The sequence below is a fragment of the Variovorax sp. 10L421 genome, from assembly GCF_056395365.1.
This window is the reverse complement of record NZ_JBFTJJ010000002.1, coordinates 87,186-104,392: the sequence shown is the minus strand read 5'-3', so window position 1 is coordinate 104,392 and position 17,207 is coordinate 87,186. Positions and strand designations below refer to the sequence as shown.

The window sequence follows — 17,207 nt, the reverse complement described above, 5'->3', positions numbered from 1 at the left end:
GCCGGCGAGGGGTATTGACGTTCGTTCGGCTCATTCCATGATTTCCCACGTTTGCTTTTCTCGCGGCCGCGCTCCTGCGCGCCGTTTCCGCCACGCCTGCCTGCCGCTGGCGCTGGCTACCGCCTTCGGCGGCCTGGCCCATGCACAGGAGGCCCCCACGCTCGGCGAAACGGTGGTCACGGCCAACCGCACGCCGCAGGCGCTGTCGGACCTGGTGGGCGACGTGTCCATCGTCGACCGGCAAACCATCGAGCGCAGCGGCGCGACCGGCGTGGCCGACGTTCTCTCGCGCCTGCCCGGCATCGAGATCTCGCGCTCGGGCGGCTTGGGCAACGCCACCAGCCTGTACATCCGCGGCGCGGAAACGCGCTTCACGGCGGTCTACCTCGACGGCGTGCGCATCGACTCGCAATCGACCGGAGGCGCCGGCTGGGAAGGCATTCCGCTCTCGCAGATCGACCGCATCGAAGTGCTGCGCGGCCCGGCCGCCGCGGTCTATGGCTCGGATGCCATCGGCGGCGTGATCCAGCTCTTCACCAGGCGCGGCGAAGAGGGTGTGGCGCCTTACGCGGGCATCGGCTTCGGCAGCAACGGCCTGCGCAAGATCGAAGGCGGCGTGAGCGGCAAGTCGGGCCTGTTCGACTATTCGTTCGGCGTGGCGCATGAAGAAAGCAAGGGCTACAACGTGCAGCCCGCCAACAAGCGCAACGTGGTCAAGGACGGCTACGCCAGCCCCGACCGCGACGGCTACACCAGCACCTCGGGCAACGTGAAGCTGGGCTTCCAGATCACGCCCGACCAGCGCATCGATGCCACGCTGCTCACCAGCGAGGCCAAGGCCGGCTACGACGCCGCCGTGTCCTACAGGACCAGGCCGCCGATCCTGTTTCGCGACGACGAGTCGACCAATACCCTGCGCACCGCCGGCCTGACCTGGTCAGCCAAGTGGAACGACGTCTACAGCACCCGCGTGCAGGTGACCGATTCGCAGTCGGTCTACAAGACGCAGCCTTCGTTCTACCGCACCGAAACCAACCTGCGCGGCTACCTGTTCCAGAACGAGTTCCGCTTCGGCCCGCACCTGGTGACGGCCACGCTCGAACGCCGCGAGGACGCACTCGAAAACGCACCCACCACTACATCCAAGCTGCTGTCGCGCGATCGTTCGCAGGATGCGATTTCGCTCGGCTACGGCTTCGTGCAGGGCCCGCATTCGCTGCAGCTGCACGTGCGCCACGACAAGGACAGCGAGTTCGGCGGCAAGACCACCGGCAGCGCGGCCTACGGCTATGCCATCACGCCATCGCTGCGCTTCACGGCTTCTGCGGGCACGGCCTTCCGCGTGCCCACGCTGTATCAGCGCTTCAGTGAATTCGGCTTGGCCACGCTCAAGCCGGAATCGAGCCGCAACGCCGAGCTGGGCCTGCAGTTCACCGAAGGCGCCACGCAGGCGGGCATCGTCGTCTACAGCAGCCGCGTGCGCAACCTGATCGGGTTCGATGGAACGGCCAAGGGCTGCGCCTCCTCGTTCGGCTGCTACTCGAGCACCGCGCGCGCCCGCTACCAGGGCGTCACGTTGTCGGGCAGCCAGCGCTTGGGCGACGTCACGCTGCGCAGTTCGTTCGACTTCCAGGACCCGCGCGACCTCGCCACCCACAACCTGCTGGCCCGCCGCGCGCAGCGCCACGCCACCCTGGGCGCCGACTGGCGCATTGCCGGCTGGACGCTGGGCGCCGAGGTGCAGACATCGAGCCGCCGCTACGACGATGCAGCCAACAGCGTGAAGCTCGGCGGCTACACCGTGCTGAACCTGTCGGCCTCCACGCAGATCACGCGTGACCTCAACCTCGTGGCGCGCGTTGACAATGTGGGCAACAAGGACTACCAGTACGCGCGGCTGTACGCCAATGCCGGCCGCACTGCGTACGTCGGTCTCAAGTGGACGCCTCACTAAGCCAACCCTCGCCACGAAGCGGCGCCGCCGGTGCCGAGGCGGCCTCGTGCGCCGCCGTGCTGGTGGCTGCCCCGGCCTCGGGGCAGGGCAAGACCACCGTCGCGGCGGCGCTCGCGCGGCTGCATGCGCGCCAGGGCCGCCGGGTGCGCGCTTTCAAGTGCGGGCCCGATTTCCTCGATCCGCACTGGCTGGCGCTGGCCACCGGCGCGCCGGTGCATTCGCTCGACCTCTGGATGACCGGCGAGGCCGATTGCCGGGCGCGCCTGCGCGCCGCAGCGGCCGAATGCGACCTGCTGATCGTCGAAGGCGTGATGGGTCTGTTCGACGGCACGCCCAGCGCGGCCGACCTTGCCGAGCGTTTCGGCCTGCCGGTGCTCGCGGTGATCGATGCGCACGCCATGGCCGGTACCTTCGGCGCGCTGGCCTACGGGCTGCAGAACTTCCGGCCCGGATTGCCGTGGGCTGGCGTGCTGGCGAATCGGGTGGCCAGCGAAAGGCATGCGGGCATGCTGAAGGACGCATTGCGCGAGCCTTCGCAATGGCTCGGCGCCTTGCCGCGCGACGCAGGCTTCACGCTGCCCGAGCGGCACCTGGGCCTCGTTGCCGCCACCGAACTCGGCGATGCGATGGCGCGGCTCGATGCGGCGGCCGATGTGCTGGCCGCCACGCCGCTCGGCAGGATGCAGGCCAGTCAGCTGCCGCAGGTGCGCTTCGAAGCGACTGAACCTGAAGCAGCGATCCCGGCGTTGCTGGCCGGGCGCACCATCGCCATCGCGCGCGATGCGGCCTTCTCGTTCATCTATCCCGCGAACCTCGACGTGCTCACTGCGCTGGGCGCGCGGCTCTCCTTCTTCTCGCCACTTGCGGGCGATGCCCTGCCGGCCTGCGACGCCGTCTGGCTGCCCGGCGGCTATCCCGAGCTGCACGCTGAAGCGCTGGCCGCCTGCGCAACGATGCGCGAATCGCTCGCCGCGCATGCTGCATTGGGCAAGCCGGTCTGGGCCGAGTGCGGCGGCATGATGGCGCTGTTCGACGAACTGGCCACGCAGGACGATGCACAGGTCCACCGTCTCTGGGGCCTGCTGCCCGGCCGCGTGACGATGCAGAAGCGGCTCGCCGGCCTCGGACCCCAGCAGCTCACGCTCGGCAGCGACACCTTGCGCGGCCACACCTTCCACTATTCGCGCTGCGAAACGACGCTCGCGCCTGCCGCCCACACGGCCCGGCCCGGCGCAACGCAGGCCGTGGGCGCGCGCAGCGGCGAGGCGCTGTACGTGCACGGCCCGGTGCGCGCGAGCTATTTCCACGCGTGGTTTGCCTCCAGTCCGCAAGCCACGGCCCGCCTTTTCGGCGCCATGCCCATCGATTTGGAGAGCCATGCCGCAACCGAGTAAGCCGAAGACCGCCGAGCACGAATTCATCCTGGGCGGCCAGAAGAGCGGCAAGTCGCGTCGGGCAGAGCAGCGCGCCATCGACTGGATCGCCGCCGAGCCTCGCACGCACCGCGCCGTGCTGATCGCCACCGCGCAGGCTTACGACGACGAGATGCTGGAGCGCATCGTGCGCCACCAGGCCGACCGTGCCGAGCGCGTGCCCGGCATGCGCACCATCGAGGAGCCGATCGAACTCGCGCGCGCCGTCGTCACGCAGAGTTCGCCCGAGACGCTGGTCGTGATCGACTGCCTCACGCTGTGGCTCACCAACCTGCTGATGCCGATGCCCTCCGAAGACGCTCGGCCCGTGACACGCACCCCGGCAACGCACGTGGCGATGCTGCTGGCCGCGCTGCGCGAGGCGCGCGGGCCGGTGGTACTGGTCGGCAACGAGATCGGACTGGGCGTGATTCCGCTGGGCCGCGAGACGCGCGCCTTCGTCGACGCACTCGGCCGGCTCAACCAGGACGTGGCCGCCGCCTGCGGTCGCGTCACGCTGATGGCGGCCGGACTGCCGCTGAGTCTGAAGGCACCTGCTGCATGAAGAAGATCCGTAGTCCGCTGGCGGCATTCGGCCTCGCCTTTTTCGCCCTGGCCGCGCACGCACTCGACCTGGTCGACGAGCGCGGCGTTTCCGTGAGCCTCCCGCAACCACCGCAGCGCATCGTCTCGCTGCTGCCGGCGCTGACCGAATCGGTCTGCGCGCTCGGCGCCTGCGGCCGGCTGGTGGGCGTCGACCGCTACTCCAACTGGCCCGAACAGGTGAGGGCGCTGCCCCAGCTCGGCGGCGGCATCGACCCGAACGTGGAAGCCATCGCCGCGCTCAGGCCCGACGCGGTGCTGCTCGCCAAGTCGTCGCGCGTCACGCAGCGGCTCGAAGCGCTGGGCCTGAAGGTGCTGGTGCTCGAACCCAAGAGCCACGCCGATGTGCAGCGCGTGCTCGACAAGCTCGACCAGGTGCTCGGCACGCATGAAGCGCCCAAGGTTTGGCGCGTGATCGATGCCAGCGTGTCGGCCGCCGCGCAGTCGGTGCCCGCGAGTGCGAAGGGGTTGCGTGTGTATTTCGAAGTGAACAGCGCGCCGTATGCGGCGGGCGAGTCGTCGTTCATCGGCGAGACGCTCAAGCGGCTCGGAGAGAGGAACATCGTGCCGGCATCGCTGGGGCCGTTTCCCAAGCTCAACCCCGAGTACGTGGTGCGCGCGAATCCCGATCTCATCATGGTCAGCGTGCGCAGTGCGCAAGGGCTGGAGCAGCGCCCCGGCTGGGCCGGCATCCGCGCGGTGCGCGAAGGCCGCATCTGCCGCTTCGACGCTGCGCAATCCGACGTGCTCGTGCGCCCCGGCCCGCGCATGGACGAGGCTGCGCGCCTGATGGCGCAGTGCCTGAGCGACAAGGGCGGCAAGCGGTGAACGCGGCGCTCAGGCATACGGCCCACCTGCGCCGCGTCTTGCTGCTCGGCGCGGGCCTGCTGGTACTCGGCGCCGCGCTGATGGTGCTGGGGCTGGGCATCGGCAGCACCGGTTTCGAAAGCCTGTTCGCGGCGCGGCACGACCCGGTGGCGCTGCAGATCGTGTGGGAGATCCGCCTGCCGCGCACGCTCGGTGCATGGCTGGCCGGCGCGCTGCTGGGGCTGGCGGGTGCGGTCGCGCAGGGGCTGTTCCGCAATCCGCTGGCCGATCCGTACCTGCTGGGCAGCGCCTCGGGCGCTTCGCTCGGCGTGGCACTGGCGCTGCTGATGTTCGGCGGCTCGGCCGCCAGCACGCAGTGGGTGATGCGGCTCGGGCTCACCGGCGCGGCCTTCCTCGGTGCGGTGCTGGCGGTGATGCTCACGCTGATGCTGGCGCGCGGCGTGCAGCAGACGCTGCGGCTGTTGCTGGCCGGGGTAATCGTCGGCGTGGTGCTCGGCGCCGCGAAAGACCTCATCACCATCGCCTCGGCCGACATCCTGCAGGCGATCCAGGGCTTCATCCTGGGCAGCACCGGCCTCGTCGGCTGGAGCGCCTGCGCGGTGATGGCCATGGTCGGCGCGGTCTGCCTGCTGCTGGCCTGGGCGCTGGCGCCGGTGCTCGACGGGCTCGCGCTCGGCGAGGCCACGGCGCGCAGCCTGGGCCTGCCGCTGGGCGCGATGCGCGCGGCGCTGGTCGTGGTGCTGGCGTTGGCCACGGGTGCGGCGGTGGCGCAGACCGGGTTGATCGCCTTCGTCGGCCTGGCCGCGCCACACCTCGTGCGCTCGGTCGTCAAGACCACGCACGCGCGGTTGATCGTCCTGTCGGCGCTGATGGGCGGCTTGCTGCTGATGGCGGCCGACCTGCTGGCGCGCTGGCTGATCGCGCCGCAGGAACTGCCGGTGGGCGTGCTCACGGCGGTGCTGGGCGGCAGCTACCTGCTGTGGCTGATGCACCGACGCGGCGCACGGAGTGGCGTGGCATGAGCGAGCGGCACACACCGGCCCTCGAAGCACGCCGCGTGAGCGCTACGCTGGGCGCTACCGAGGTGCTGCACGACATCGACCTGCAGCTGTCCACCGCCCGCTGGACCAGCATCGTCGGCCCGAACGGCGCGGGCAAGTCGACGCTGCTCAAGGCGCTCGCGGGCCTGCTCACACACCGCGGCGAAGTGCGGCTCTTCGGCGAGGCGCAGGGCAAGGTGCCGGCGCGCATCCGCGCCCAGCGCCTCTCGTGGCTGGGCCAGAGCGGCACGGGCGAGGGCAGCGCCGACGACCTGATGGTCTACGACGTCGCCATGCTCGGCCGCTTGCCGCACCAGCGCTGGCTGGCTGCGCCCAGTACCGCCGACCGCGAGGCCGTGGAGCGTGCCCTGCGCAGCACGCAGGCCTGGGACTGGCGCGATCGTCCGCTGGGCCAGCTTTCCGGTGGCGAGCGCCAGCGCGTGCTGCTGGCGCGTGCGCTCGCGGTCGAGGCCGAACTGCTGCTGATGGACGAGCCGCTCGCCAATCTCGACCCGCCGCACCAGGCGGACTGGATGCAGACGGCGCGCGCGCTTGTCGCCGAGGGCCGCACCGTGGTCAGCGTGCTGCACGAGCTGCCGATGGCACTGGCCGCCGACGAGCTCGTCGTGATGGACCGCGGCCGCGTGGTTCATCATGGCGGCTGCGGCGACCCCACTACTCACGCCGCACTGGAGCAGGTGTTCGACCACCGCATCCGCGTGCACCGGGTGGCGGACCAGTGGATTGCGTTGCCGCTATGACGTGCGCTGTGTTTTTTGCGCGTTGTTCGGGGTGCGCGCACACCCCGAAACAGCAGCCCCGAAACTGACAAGAGAACCCATGCAAATAGAAGCCCCTCCCAGCGAGAAGCCCTACGAGAAGCCCGAAGGCGAACGCCGCGGCCTCGTCATCGTCAACACCGGCGACGGCAAGGGCAAGAGCACCGCGGCCTTCGGCCTTGCGCTGCGCGCGCACGGCCGCGGCAAGGCCGTGAAGATCTACCAGTTCATGAAGGTGCCATCGGCGCGCTTCGGCGAGCACCGCATGTTCGAACAGATCGGCATCCCGATCGAAGGCCTCGGCGACGGCTTCAGCTGGAAGAGCCAGGACCTCGAACGTTCGGGCCAGCTCGCGCGCGACGGCTGGGAGAAGGCCAGGGCGGCGATCCTGTCGGGCGAGCACTTCCTCGTGGTGCTCGACGAAATCACCTACCCGCTGATCTATGGCTGGCTACCGCTCGAAGGCGTGCTCGAAACATTGCGAGCGCGGCCCAAGCATGTGCATGTGGTCCTCACGGGGCGGCGCTGCCCGCCGGAGATCATCGAGCTGGCCGATACCGTGACCGAGATGACGCTCGTCAAGCATGCCTTCAAGGCGGGCATCCCGGCGCAGCGCGGCATCGAGGACTGAGGTGAATAGCTGTCGTCGTCGTCGTTCGGGGCGTGATCACGCCGACGGGGTACCTTGCTCCGCGAATGTCCCCCGGCCTGCGGCCTCCTCCTTTATTTCGCTGCGCAAGGCACCCCATCGGCGTGATCGATCAGCAGAGCGGTTGAACTGCCGGCATGAGCAGAGCGCCCTTCGTGCACAGGGCGCCGGGTGCTCCCCGCAGCGAAATAAAGGAGGAGGCGAAGCCGGGGGACATTCGCGGAGGGGAGTACCCGGTGGCCTGTGCACGCACCCCGAATGACGCATCACGCCTTCCCAAAGGATGAGACGCAGGCCGTCTACCGCGCCATCCACGAACGCCGCGACATGCGCCACTTCGCAGGCGGGCAGGTCGAGCCCGAAGTGCTGCGCCGGCTGCTCGATGCGGCACACCACGCGCCCAGCGTCGGCTTCATGCAGCCCTGGCGTTTCATTCGCATTCGCGGCGAAGCGCTGCGGCAGGAATTGCACCGCGTCGTCGAACAGGAACGCGTGCTTACGGCCCGTGCCCTGGGCGAGCGTGAAGACGAATTCATGCGCCTCAAGGTGCAGGGCCTGCTCGACGCCGCCGAACTGCTGGCGGTGACGCTGGCCGACGGCCGCGAGAAGCATGTGTTCGGCCGCCGCACGCTGCCGCAGATGGACCTGGCTTCGGCCTCGTGCGCCATCCAGAACCTCTGGCTCGCGGCGCGTGCCGAGGGGCTGGGCATGGGCTGGGTGTCGCTGTTCGATCCGGCCGAGGTGTCGGTGCTGCTCGGCCTGCCCGAAGGCGCCGAGCCCATTGCGCTGCTGTGCCTGGGCCCCGTGCACGGCTTCTACGAAGAGCCGATGCTGCAGCGCGAACGCTGGGCGAAGCGCGAGCCGCTCGCTTCGCTGGTGTTCGACGAAGGCTGGGGCCGGCCTTCGGACCTTTTCGATCAACCGCCTGCCGTGGAGCCTATCTGATGCTGGCTTTCGATACCGTTCTCTTCGAGCTTGCGCGCCTGTTCCTCTGGCCGGTGACGCTGGGCGTGCTGCTGTCTTTCGTCTATGCCGTGTACTGCCTCGGCGCGTTCGGCATCGAGTATCTGCAGCGGCTTCGCGACCCGTCGCGCGCGCTGGTGCTGCAGCGCCACGCGCAGGCCAGCCAGGAGCAGATGGAGCTGGTCGTGCTCAAGCAGCTCGAAGGCGTGCGCCTGTGCAGCCGCGTGGCGCCGATGCTGGGGCTGATCGCCACCATGATCCCGATGGGCCCCGCGCTCGTGGCCGTGGCCTCGGGCGAGTCGCAGGGCGTGGCGCAGAGCCTGGCGCCCGCGTTCGCGAGCGTGATCGTGGCGCTGGCCTCGGCCTCGATCGCCTTCGTGGTCTACACCGTGCGCCGCCGCTGGCTCATGCGCGAGCTGGTGACGGTGCTCGACGCGCGGGACCGGCTGTCATGAGCAGTCGTCGCCAGTTTTCCATACTGAGCAGCCTGGACAGCGACGACGACGACCCGGTGCTCTCGACCATCAACCTGATCGACGTGTTCATGGTGGTGATCGGCATGCTGATGATCGCGGTCATCAACAACCCGATGAACCCTTTCGCGCAGGACAAGGTGACGATCATCCGCAACGAAGGCCAGCCGAACATGGAGATCGTCACGCGCGAGGGCCGCAAGATCACGCGCTTCAAGGCCAGCGGCGCGACGGGGCAGGGCGACGGCGAGAAGGCCGGCACGGCATGGCGGCTGAAGGACGGCACGATGGTTTATGTGCCGGCCGATGCGGTGCCGGCGCAGGACGGGAAGTGACGCGATTCCTCTTCTGGTTGTTGATGGTGGGGCTGGGCGTCTTTTCGCCGGCCCAGGCGCAGCAGGCTCCTTCCCGCGTCGTGGTGCTGAGCACGTCGCTGGTGTCCCCGGCGCGCGTGGTGCGGTTGCAGGCCGCGGCGCGCGAGGCGGGGCTGCCGCTGCAGGTGGTGTCGGCGTCGCAAGATTCGCGCGGGACGCTGGCCGCTGCGCTCGAAGGCGCGCGTTTGCTCGTCGTCGATGCGCCGCACATCAGCGTCGCGCAGGCGGCGGCGGCACGCTTCGGCGACACGATTGCGCAGAGCGCCGCGCCGTATGTGCTGATCGGCGAGTTCGCGCTGGTGGCCAAGGGGCAGACCTCCGCCGCCGCGCCGCTGCTGGCCGAACGCGGTGTCGAAGCGGCGTGGGCGCAGCGGGTGCGCGAGTACTGGCGCTTTGCCGGTACCGCCAACCTCGACGCGGCAATGAAGGCACTGGCGCAGCCCGGCAATCTCGCTGGCCTGCCCGATGCCGTGCCGCTGCCGCTGGCCGGCCTCTATCACCCGGCCTGGCCCCGTATCGAAACCGAGATCGCCGCCATCGAACGGCTGCCCGGCAGCGGCACGGTCGCCATCGCCGTCAACAGCGCCACCGTGACGGGCGACGACACCGGCTGGCTCGACGCGCTGATCGCCTCGCTCGAACGACGTGGCATGCGCGCCTATGCCTTCTACGGCCCGCGCCAGCAGAAAGACCTGTTCTTCCGCATGACGAACGCCGGTGAACGGCACGTGGCCGATGCGATCGTCAATGCCTCGCTGGTGTTCAGCCCCAACGAGCGCAAGGCCGAGCTCGAGCGCATCGGCGTGCCGGTCCTGCAGACGCTGCCCTCGCTGGCGATGGATGCCGCGCAATGGGCGCAGAGCAAAGACGGCCTCTCGCAAACCGACATCGCTGCGTACTACAGCCCGAGCGAGCTGGCAGGCATGACCGACCCGATGCTCGTCAGCGCCCGCGATGCCGCGGCCGGCACGCTGCAGCCGCTGCCCGCGCAGATCGACGCCGTGGCCGACAAGGCCGCCGTGCTGCTGCGCCTGCAGTGCACGCCGGCTGCGGACCGCCACGTGGCGATGCTGGTCTACAACTATCCGCCGGGCGAGGCGAACTTCGGCGCGTCCTTTCTCAACGTGCCGCGCAGCGTGAGCAACATGCTCGCGGCAATGAAGTCGGCCGGCTACCGCACCGAGCAGCCGGGCGCCGACGCGCTGATCGCGCAGGTGCAGGCCGCGATGAAGGCCTACTACCCGACGGGGCAGGGTGACGAACTGCAGCCGCTGCTCGACAGGAACCTTGCCGACGCGATGCCGCTGTCGCGTTACCTCGCCTGGTTTCGCGCGCTGCCCGTGGAGACGCAGCGCCGCATCGAAACCTACTGGGGCCCGCCCGAAAAATCGACTATGCTGCGCCCCGTTGCCGGCGAGCCGGCCTTCGTGATTCCACGCGTCCAGTTCGGCAACGTCGTCGTGCTGCGCCAGCCGCCGCGCTTCGAGCCCGGCACGCAGGTGGCGGGCAAGGCCGAGCAGGTCTACCACCGCTCGGCCGTGCCGCTGAGCCACAGCTACCTCGCCACCTACCTCTGGCTGCGCACGCAGTTCGGCGCCGGCGCCGTGGTGCACGTGGGCACGCACGGCACGCTCGAATGGTCGGCGGGCAAGGAGCGCGGGCTGTCGGTGCAGGACGATCCGCTGCTCGCGCTGGGCGATCTGCCGAACGTCTATCCGTTCATCATGGACAACCTCGGCGAAGCCACCACCGCCAAGCGCCGCGGCCGCGCGACGATGGTGAGCCATTCGACACCGATGTTCGCGCCCGCCGGCTTCCGGCCCGGCGTGCAGGAAATGCACGAGCGTATGCACGACTGGGAAACGCTGTCGCCCGGCCCTGTGAAGACCGCGATGGAAAAGCAGCTGGCGGCCGAGTTCGTCGAACAGCACTACGACCGCGACCTCGGCTGGACGCCCGCGCGCATTCGCGCGGACTTCGCGGGCTTCGTCGCCGTGCTGCATCCGTACCTCGACGAACTCGCGCAGACCGCGCAGCCGTTGGGTCTCGCGACCTTCGGTCAGGCGCCCGATGCGCAGCGCCGCCGCATGACCATCCTGCAGATTCTCGGCAAGCCGCTGGTCGAGGCGCTCGGCGAAGACATCGACGAGGCCTTCCTGATCGATGCGAAGCGCATTGCCGATTCGCGCCCCACGCGCTGGGTCGAGCTTGCGCTTGTCGATGCGCAGACTGCGAGCGCCATGGGAAAGACCGTCGCCGGGAAGCAAAGTCTTCTGCTGCTGGCCGAACGCGCGCAGAAGCTCGACGCCGTGCTCGCGCACAACGAGGAAATCGAAGGCCTGCTGACCGCGCTCGATGGGCGCTACCTGAAATCGAGCTACGGCGGCGACCCGGTGCGCAACCCGGACAGCCTGCCGACCGGCCGCAATCTCTACGGCTTCGACCCGAGCCGCATGCCGACGCGCGCGGCGTGGGAGACGGGCGTGGCCGCCATGGACGCGTGGATCGCCGAACACGCGACGTCCCATGCCGGCAAGCCGCCGGAAAAGATCGCCTTCACGCTCTGGGCCGGCGAGGCCTCGCGCCACCAGGGCGTGCTGGAAAGCCAGGCCTTCTACGCCATGGGCGTGAAGCCGCGCTGGGACGAGGGCGGGCGCATGGCGGGCATCGAGGTGATTCCCGCGCCGGTGCTGAAGCGGCCGCGCATCGATGTGCTGATCAGTGTCACCGGCTCCTACCGCGACCAGTTTGCCAACACGATGCGTTGGCTCGATGAGGCCGTGCAGCAGGTGGCGGCCCTGCACGAATCGGGCAACGCCGTGGCGCAGCACAGCGAGGCACTGGCACGCAAGCTCCGCGCGGAAGGCGCGACAGCACAAGAGGCGCAGCGCTGGTCGACGGCGCGCGTGTTCTCGAACGAGCAGGGCAGCTACGGCGCCGGGCTGGAGGAAGCCGCGCTTGCGAGCGACGTGTGGGCGAGCCAGCAACGCGGCGGCGGCGACGCGCAGATGGCGCAGCTCTACATGGACCGCATGGGCCACGCCTACGGCAAGGGCCTCGACGGCGCCGCGCGGCCTGGCGCCTATGCGGGCAATCTCATGCAGGTCGACGCGGCGTTGATGGCGCGCAGTTCCAACCTCTACGGCGTGCTGACCAACGACGATCCGTTCCAGTACCTCGGCGGCATCGCGCAGGCGGTGCGCCAGCTCACCGGCAAGGACCCGGCCCTGTACGTGCAGAACCTGCGCGACAGCGGCGCGGTGCGCACCGACACGGCCGCAGGCGCCATCGCGCGCGAGATGCAGACCCGCTACCTGCACCCGCAATGGGTCGAGGCGCAGAAGGCCGAGGGCTACAGCGGCACGCTGCAGGTGCTGAAGACCGCGCAGTTCCTCTGGGGCTGGCAGGTCACGGCGCCGCAGGCCGTGCGGCAGGACCAGTGGCAGTCGCTGCACGACGTGTACGTGCGCGACAGATACAAGCTGGGCACGCGCGAATGGCTGGAAGGCGACAACCGTGCAGCCTTCGCGCAGACGCTGGAGCGCATGCTCGATGCGGTGCGGCTGAATTACTGGAAGCCGGATGCGGCCACACGGCGCGAGCTGGCGCGGGCCTATGAGGAGGCGGTGCGCACGACCGGGCTGCGCGAGCGCAATGCGGGTGTGCAGCGGTTCGCGCAGGCGGAGCTGTCGCCGCCTGCGGCTTCGCACAAGCCGAGCGTGCCGGTCGAGCCCGTGGTCGTGGCTGCACCAGCGTCGGCGCCGGTGCAAACACCGGCGACTGGGCCTGCACCCGATAGTCCCCAGCCCGTCAGCGGCCTCAAGCTCGAACCCACGCCCGCCGACGCGCCATCGCCCAAGGCCGAGACAGTCGTGCTTCGGCTCTGGGTCGCGTTGGGCGCCGCACTGCTTGTCGCACTCGGCGCGCTGATGCAGTGGCGCCGGGGCAGGGCGCCTGCCTGATTCGCGAGAATGGCGGCTCTCATGCCCTATCTGAATCCCGAGCACGCCATCGTGGCCACCGCCGCGCTGTGGCTCGCGCTGGCCATCGACCATTGGCTGGGCGAGCCGCCTGCACGCCTGCATCCCGTCGTGTGGATGGGGCGCTACCTCGGCTGGGTCGGTTCGAGCGTTGCACCGCATGCGTACCAGGCGAAGCCGGTGGATCTGCCGATGTTCTTCATCGGCGCGCTGACATGGTGCGTGGGTGCGGCGGCCGTGTGGGGTGTCGCCATGGCCATGCAGGCATTCATCGCGCTGTCGCTGCCCGCGTGGGCCGGCGCGTTGCTGCTCGGCCTGCTGCTCAAGCCGCTTTTCGCCTGGCGCATGCTGCGCGACGAAGTGCTCGCGGTCGAGGCGGCGTTGAGCGTGTCGATCGATGCCGGACGCAAGCAACTGGCACGACTGGTGAGCCGCGATGTCTCCCGGCTCAGTGAGCGCGAAGTGCGCGAAAGCGCCATCGAATCGCTCGCCGAAAACCTCAACGACTCGCTCGTGGCCCCGGTGTTCTGGTTCGTGCTGCTCGGCCTGCCGGGTGCGGCGCTCTACCGTTTCGCCAACACGGCCGATGCGATGTGGGGCTACCGCGGCGAGCGCAACGGCCGCGACTGGACATGGTTCGGCAAATGGGCCGCGCGCGCGGACGATCTGCTCTCGTGGATCCCGGCACGCATCACCGTGGGGCTGCTGGCGCTGGCGGCGTGGCGCTGGCCCACGGGGCTGTCCGGCGAGGCGCGACGCACGCCGTCGCCCAACAGCGGCTGGCCGATGGCGACGATGGCGCTGCTGCTCGGTGTGCGGCTGGCCAAGCCGGGCGTGTACGCGCTGAATGCCGAGGGGCGTGCGCCTTCGGCGGCGGATATGCAACGCACTGCGCAACTGGGCGGACGCGCCGCCGCAGCGCTGGGCGTGTTCGCGTCGCTGGCCATCGCGGCAACGACCGGCTGGAGGTGGGTATGAGCGCGGTCCTGCACGGCGGCCCCGATGCATCCGGTGCCGCGCCGCACGACTTCTCGACCAATGGCAATGCCGTGGGCGCGTGCCCGGCCGTGTTGTCCGCGTTGCGCGTCGTCGACGCCGCTCGCTATCCGGACCCGCAGTACACGGCACTTCGAAGCAGGCTTGCGGCCTTTCATGGTGTAAAGGCCGCACGCATCGTCATCGCGGCGAGCGCGAGCGAGTTCATTCATCGCATCAGCGCCGCTGTCGCACAAGGCGGTGGTCGTTGCGTCTGGCTGCCGGCGCACAGCTATGGCGACTATGAGCGTGCGGCGCAGGCCTGGGTTTTGCAAACGATTCGTGCACCTCAGGCGTACAGCGACGCCGCGCTGCGCTGGTGCTGTGAACCGTCGAGCCCGCTGGGGCAGCCGCAAGCCGATCTGCCGCAGCTGGCTGCGAGCCCGGGTGGCGCATGTGTGCTCGACCTGGCCTATGAGCCGTTGCGCCTCGAAGGCCAGGCTTCGCTCGACGCCACTCAGCGCGACMGCCTCTGGCAGCTGTGGACACCGAACAAGGCCATGGGCCTGACAGGCATCCGCGCCGCCTACGCCGTCGCCCCTGAAGACGCCGATGCGAGCCTCGTGCAACGCATCGAACGGCTGGCCCCTTCATGGCCGCTGGGCGCGCACGGCGTGGCGATGCTTGAGGCCTGGACCGGCGACGAAGCGCAACGCTGGCTGGCCCAAAGCCTGCAGACCCTGAGGGACTGGAAAAACCGACAACGCGCGGTCTGCGAATCGCTCGGCTGGCAATGCCTCCCGAGCGACGCCAACTTCTTCTGCGCGCGTACCGACCGTCCGTACCCAGACGTGGCCGCCGCGCTGCGCACCGAAGGCATCAAACTGCGCGACTGCACCTCCTTCGGCCTTCCCGGCCACGTGCGCCTCGGCGTATTGCCCCCGGCCAGCCAGCAGGCGCTGAAGCAGGCCTGGACAAACACGTCCTGACCACATACACCCGCGAGAAAAAATGCTCTACGCCATCACCACGCTCTTTATCTGCCAACTGGCCGGCGAACTGCTCGTGCAGTGGCTCGGCCTGCCCATCCCCGGCCCGCTGATCGGCATGGTGCTGCTGTTCGCCGGCCTGCTGGTGCGACGCGGCGTGCCACAGGTCCTGGCCGACACCTCGGGCCACCTGCTGCGCAACCTGATGCTGTTGTTCATCCCGGCCGTGACCGGCGTCATGCTGCATTTCGAGCGCGTGGGGCGCGAGTGGCTGCCCTTCCTTGCGGCGGGCATCGCCGGTGCGGCATTCACCATGACGGTCACCGCGCTCACGTTCCGCTGGATGATCCGCATCACCGGCAAGGACGCCGAATGACAGCGCCCGCGAAGCTCTCCGAGATCTGGGTCTTCCTCGCGCAGTCGCCGCTGCTGTGGCTTTCGCTCACGCTGCTGGCCTATCTTGGCGCACTGTGGCTGCACACCCGCAGCGGACGCAATCCGGTGGTCAACCCGGTGCTGGTCTCGGTGATCGTCATCGTCGGCGTGCTGCTGCTCACGCGCACGCCCTACGACACGTATTTCGAAGGCGCGAAGTTTGTGCACTTCCTGATCGGCCCCGCCACCGTGGCACTGGCTGTGCCGCTCTACAGCCAGGTCGGACGGCTGCGGCGGTTGTGGCTGCCCATCGGCGTGGCGTTGTTCGTGGGCTCGGTCGCGGCCATCGTGTCGGCCATCGGCATCGCGTGGGTGCTGGGCGGATCGCACGAGCTGATGATGTCGCTCGCGCCCAAGTCGGCCACCATGCCCATCGCCATGGGCGTGGCCGAGAAGATCGGCGGGCTGCCCTCGCTGGCGGCGGTGGCCGCGGCCATTGCCGGCATCTCGGGCGCGATCATGGCGACGGGGCTGCTGAACCTGCTGCGCATCAAGGAGCCCGCGGTTCGCGGGTTCGCGGTCGGCCTTGCCGCGCATGGCATCGGCACGGCGCGGGCGATCCAGGTGAACGAGACGGCGGGCGCATTCTCCGCGCTGGCCATGGGGCTCAACGGCATCGCGACCGCACTGCTGGTGCCGCTCGTCGTCAAGCTGATGGGAGTGTGAAGGTGCCGTTGTACCGATCCCGTCCCGTCACCGATCCCCGGCCGATGGAGCTCGTCTGGCCCGCGAGGCCTTACCTGGCCGGCTACGTCTCGGCGTTGAACAGGGGCTGGTCGCGCGACGAGACGCGGCCCGAATCGGGCGCGGAGGAACGCGCCGCGATCGAGTCCGACCCCGCCCTGTTCCTCGCGAGCCTGGTCGACCGCGAGGCCAGGGGCGCGCCCATCACCATGCCGGACGGCACGCAGGTGCCGCGCCTGCCGGGCTACAAGTGCTGGATGTGGGACGGCGAGTTTTGCGGCAGCATCGACCTGCGCTGGCAGCCCGGCACCGACGCCTTGCCGATCTACTGCCTGGGCCACATCGGCTACAACGTGGTGCCGTGGAAGCAGCGCAGGGGCTACGCCACGCGCGCACTCGGCGCCATGCTGACGCTGGCCGCGCGCGAGGGGCTGAGCCGCGTCGAGATCACGACCAGCCCGGACAACTTCGCGTCGCAGAAGGTGATCACGGCCCATGGCGGCATGCTGGCCGAGACCTTCGTCACGTTGCCCAGCCAGGGCAGCCTCACCAAGTACCGCTACTTCATCCATCTCTGAAATCTTTCGAGCAAGGAGCACGACCCATGGCCCAGTACACCGCGGAAATCCTTTGGGAGCGGGGCGATCAGGACTTTCTCGGCAACACCTACAGCCGCAGGCATGTGCTGCGCTTCGACGGCGGGGCGGAAGTGGCGGCCTCGTCGTCCCCGCACGTGGTGCCGCTGCCGATGTCGGATGCATCGGCGGTCGATCCGGAGGAGATGTTCGTCGCCTCGCTTTCCAACTGCCACATGCTGTGGTTTCTCACGATGGCCGTGAAGCGCAGGTTCATCGTCGACCGCTACTTCGACGCGGCCACTGGCGTGATGGAGAAGAACGCCGACGGCAAGATGGCGATGACAGTGGTCACGCTGCGACCGGAGGTGGCGTTCTCGGGCGAGAACATTCCTACGCGCGAGCAGATCGAGCAGATGCACCACCGGGCGCATGAAGAATGCTTCATTGCCAACTCGGTGAAGACCGAGGTGCGCTGCGAGCCGGTGTAGTCC

The 17,207-nt window shown here is 69.3% G+C and carries 17 protein-coding genes; all 17 read left to right on the top strand.

Annotated features, from left to right (window positions below):
• Window positions 1-37 precede the first annotated feature (37 nt).
• The 17 genes from AC1DFC_RS04500 to AC1DFC_RS04420 all read left to right on the top strand — a co-directional run bounded on the left by AC1DFC_RS04500 (window position 38) and on the right by AC1DFC_RS04420 (window position 17,204).
• On the top strand, window positions 38-1,954 hold the full coding sequence (locus AC1DFC_RS04500) for a TonB-dependent receptor domain-containing protein (RefSeq protein WP_478178716.1): 1,917 nt from the start codon (window positions 38-40) through the stop codon (window positions 1,952-1,954).
• Window positions 1,939-3,348 (top strand): cobyrinic acid a,c-diamide synthase CobB, encoded by a 1,410-nt coding sequence (locus AC1DFC_RS04495; RefSeq protein ID WP_042672843.1) that lies wholly within the window; start codon window positions 1,939-1,941, stop codon window positions 3,346-3,348. Before AC1DFC_RS04500 ends, AC1DFC_RS04495 begins: the two co-directional genes overlap by 16 nt.
• Window positions 3,332-3,931, top strand: a complete 600-nt coding sequence (locus AC1DFC_RS04490; RefSeq protein WP_007829714.1) for a bifunctional adenosylcobinamide kinase/adenosylcobinamide-phosphate guanylyltransferase — start codon at window positions 3,332-3,334, stop codon at window positions 3,929-3,931. Before AC1DFC_RS04495 ends, AC1DFC_RS04490 begins: the two co-directional genes overlap by 17 nt.
• Window positions 3,928-4,797, top strand: coding sequence for an ABC transporter substrate-binding protein (locus AC1DFC_RS04485; RefSeq protein WP_007829713.1), 870 nt, complete (start codon window positions 3,928-3,930; stop codon window positions 4,795-4,797). The genes AC1DFC_RS04490 and AC1DFC_RS04485 overlap by 4 nt, the downstream gene beginning before the upstream one ends.
• Entirely contained in the window at window positions 4,794-5,819 is a 1,026-nt protein-coding gene (locus tag AC1DFC_RS04480) for a FecCD family ABC transporter permease (protein ID WP_007829712.1), read from the top strand. Before AC1DFC_RS04485 ends, AC1DFC_RS04480 begins: the two co-directional genes overlap by 4 nt.
• A complete protein-coding gene (locus AC1DFC_RS04475; protein WP_413333299.1) occupies window positions 5,816-6,598 on the top strand; it encodes an ABC transporter ATP-binding protein in 783 nt (260 codons plus the stop codon). Before AC1DFC_RS04480 ends, AC1DFC_RS04475 begins: the two co-directional genes overlap by 4 nt.
• Before the next feature lie 79 nt (window positions 6,599-6,677).
• Window positions 6,678-7,247, top strand: a complete 570-nt coding sequence (cobO, locus tag AC1DFC_RS04470; protein WP_007829710.1) for a cob(I)yrinic acid a,c-diamide adenosyltransferase — start codon at window positions 6,678-6,680, stop codon at window positions 7,245-7,247.
• Between the two features lie 276 nt (window positions 7,248-7,523).
• Window positions 7,524-8,210: a 5,6-dimethylbenzimidazole synthase gene (bluB, locus tag AC1DFC_RS04465; protein WP_007837081.1), complete on the top strand. Its 687-nt coding sequence runs from the start codon at window positions 7,524-7,526 to the stop codon at window positions 8,208-8,210.
• Window positions 8,210-8,683 (top strand): MotA/TolQ/ExbB proton channel family protein, encoded by a 474-nt coding sequence (locus AC1DFC_RS04460; RefSeq protein WP_413313887.1) that lies wholly within the window; start codon window positions 8,210-8,212, stop codon window positions 8,681-8,683. The genes bluB and AC1DFC_RS04460 overlap by 1 nt, the downstream gene beginning before the upstream one ends.
• A complete protein-coding gene (locus AC1DFC_RS04455) occupies window positions 8,680-9,036 on the top strand; it encodes a DUF2149 domain-containing protein (RefSeq protein ID WP_007837075.1) in 357 nt (118 codons plus the stop codon). Before AC1DFC_RS04460 ends, AC1DFC_RS04455 begins: the two co-directional genes overlap by 4 nt.
• Complete coding sequence (cobN, locus tag AC1DFC_RS04450; RefSeq protein WP_478178715.1) at window positions 9,033-13,037, top strand: cobaltochelatase subunit CobN; 4,005 nt, start codon at window positions 9,033-9,035, stop codon at window positions 13,035-13,037. Before AC1DFC_RS04455 ends, cobN begins: the two co-directional genes overlap by 4 nt.
• Window positions 13,038-13,058: 21 nt before the next feature.
• Window positions 13,059-14,033, top strand: coding sequence for an adenosylcobinamide-phosphate synthase CbiB (cbiB, locus tag AC1DFC_RS04445; protein WP_478178714.1), 975 nt, complete (start codon window positions 13,059-13,061; stop codon window positions 14,031-14,033).
• Entirely contained in the window at window positions 14,030-15,019 is a 990-nt protein-coding gene (locus AC1DFC_RS04440) for an aminotransferase class I/II-fold pyridoxal phosphate-dependent enzyme (protein WP_478178713.1), read from the top strand. The genes cbiB and AC1DFC_RS04440 overlap by 4 nt, the downstream gene beginning before the upstream one ends.
• A gap of 22 nt (window positions 15,020-15,041) precedes the next feature.
• The gene (locus AC1DFC_RS04435) at window positions 15,042-15,395 is read left to right on the top strand and encodes a CidA/LrgA family protein (protein ID WP_056592551.1); all 354 of its coding nucleotides are present in this window, start codon (window positions 15,042-15,044) and stop codon (window positions 15,393-15,395) included.
• Entirely contained in the window at window positions 15,392-16,120 is a 729-nt protein-coding gene (locus AC1DFC_RS04430) for an LrgB family protein (RefSeq protein ID WP_413335895.1), read from the top strand. The genes AC1DFC_RS04435 and AC1DFC_RS04430 overlap by 4 nt, the downstream gene beginning before the upstream one ends.
• 44 nt (window positions 16,121-16,164) lie before the next feature.
• On the top strand, window positions 16,165-16,716 hold the full coding sequence (locus AC1DFC_RS04425; protein ID WP_007837056.1) for a GNAT family N-acetyltransferase: 552 nt from the start codon (window positions 16,165-16,167) through the stop codon (window positions 16,714-16,716).
• A 26-nt stretch (window positions 16,717-16,742) separates the two neighbouring features.
• Entirely contained in the window at window positions 16,743-17,204 is a 462-nt protein-coding gene (locus AC1DFC_RS04420) for an OsmC family protein (RefSeq protein ID WP_007837055.1), read from the top strand.
• The last annotated feature ends 3 nt before the right edge of the window (window positions 17,205-17,207 follow it).

Coding starts and splice junctions, on each gene's coding strand:
- AC1DFC_RS04500 (WP_478178716.1), top strand. CDS start 38: ATGATTTCCCACGTTTGCTTTTCTCGCGGCCGCGCTCCTGCGCGCCGT.
- AC1DFC_RS04490 (WP_007829714.1), top strand. CDS start 3,332: ATGCCGCAACCGAGTAAGCCGAAGACCGCCGAGCACGAATTCATCCTG.
- AC1DFC_RS04485 (WP_007829713.1), top strand. CDS start 3,928: ATGAAGAAGATCCGTAGTCCGCTGGCGGCATTCGGCCTCGCCTTTTTC.
- AC1DFC_RS04475 (WP_413333299.1), top strand. CDS start 5,816: ATGAGCGAGCGGCACACACCGGCCCTCGAAGCACGCCGCGTGAGCGCT.
- cobO (WP_007829710.1), top strand. CDS start 6,678: ATGCAAATAGAAGCCCCTCCCAGCGAGAAGCCCTACGAGAAGCCCGAA.
- bluB (WP_007837081.1), top strand. CDS start 7,524: ATGACGCATCACGCCTTCCCAAAGGATGAGACGCAGGCCGTCTACCGC.
- AC1DFC_RS04460 (WP_413313887.1), top strand. CDS start 8,210: ATGCTGGCTTTCGATACCGTTCTCTTCGAGCTTGCGCGCCTGTTCCTC.
- AC1DFC_RS04455 (WP_007837075.1), top strand. CDS start 8,680: ATGAGCAGTCGTCGCCAGTTTTCCATACTGAGCAGCCTGGACAGCGAC.
- cbiB (WP_478178714.1), top strand. CDS start 13,059: ATGCCCTATCTGAATCCCGAGCACGCCATCGTGGCCACCGCCGCGCTG.
- AC1DFC_RS04435 (WP_056592551.1), top strand. CDS start 15,042: ATGCTCTACGCCATCACCACGCTCTTTATCTGCCAACTGGCCGGCGAA.
- AC1DFC_RS04430 (WP_413335895.1), top strand. CDS start 15,392: ATGACAGCGCCCGCGAAGCTCTCCGAGATCTGGGTCTTCCTCGCGCAG.
- AC1DFC_RS04425 (WP_007837056.1), top strand. CDS start 16,165: ATGGAGCTCGTCTGGCCCGCGAGGCCTTACCTGGCCGGCTACGTCTCG.
- AC1DFC_RS04420 (WP_007837055.1), top strand. CDS start 16,743: ATGGCCCAGTACACCGCGGAAATCCTTTGGGAGCGGGGCGATCAGGAC.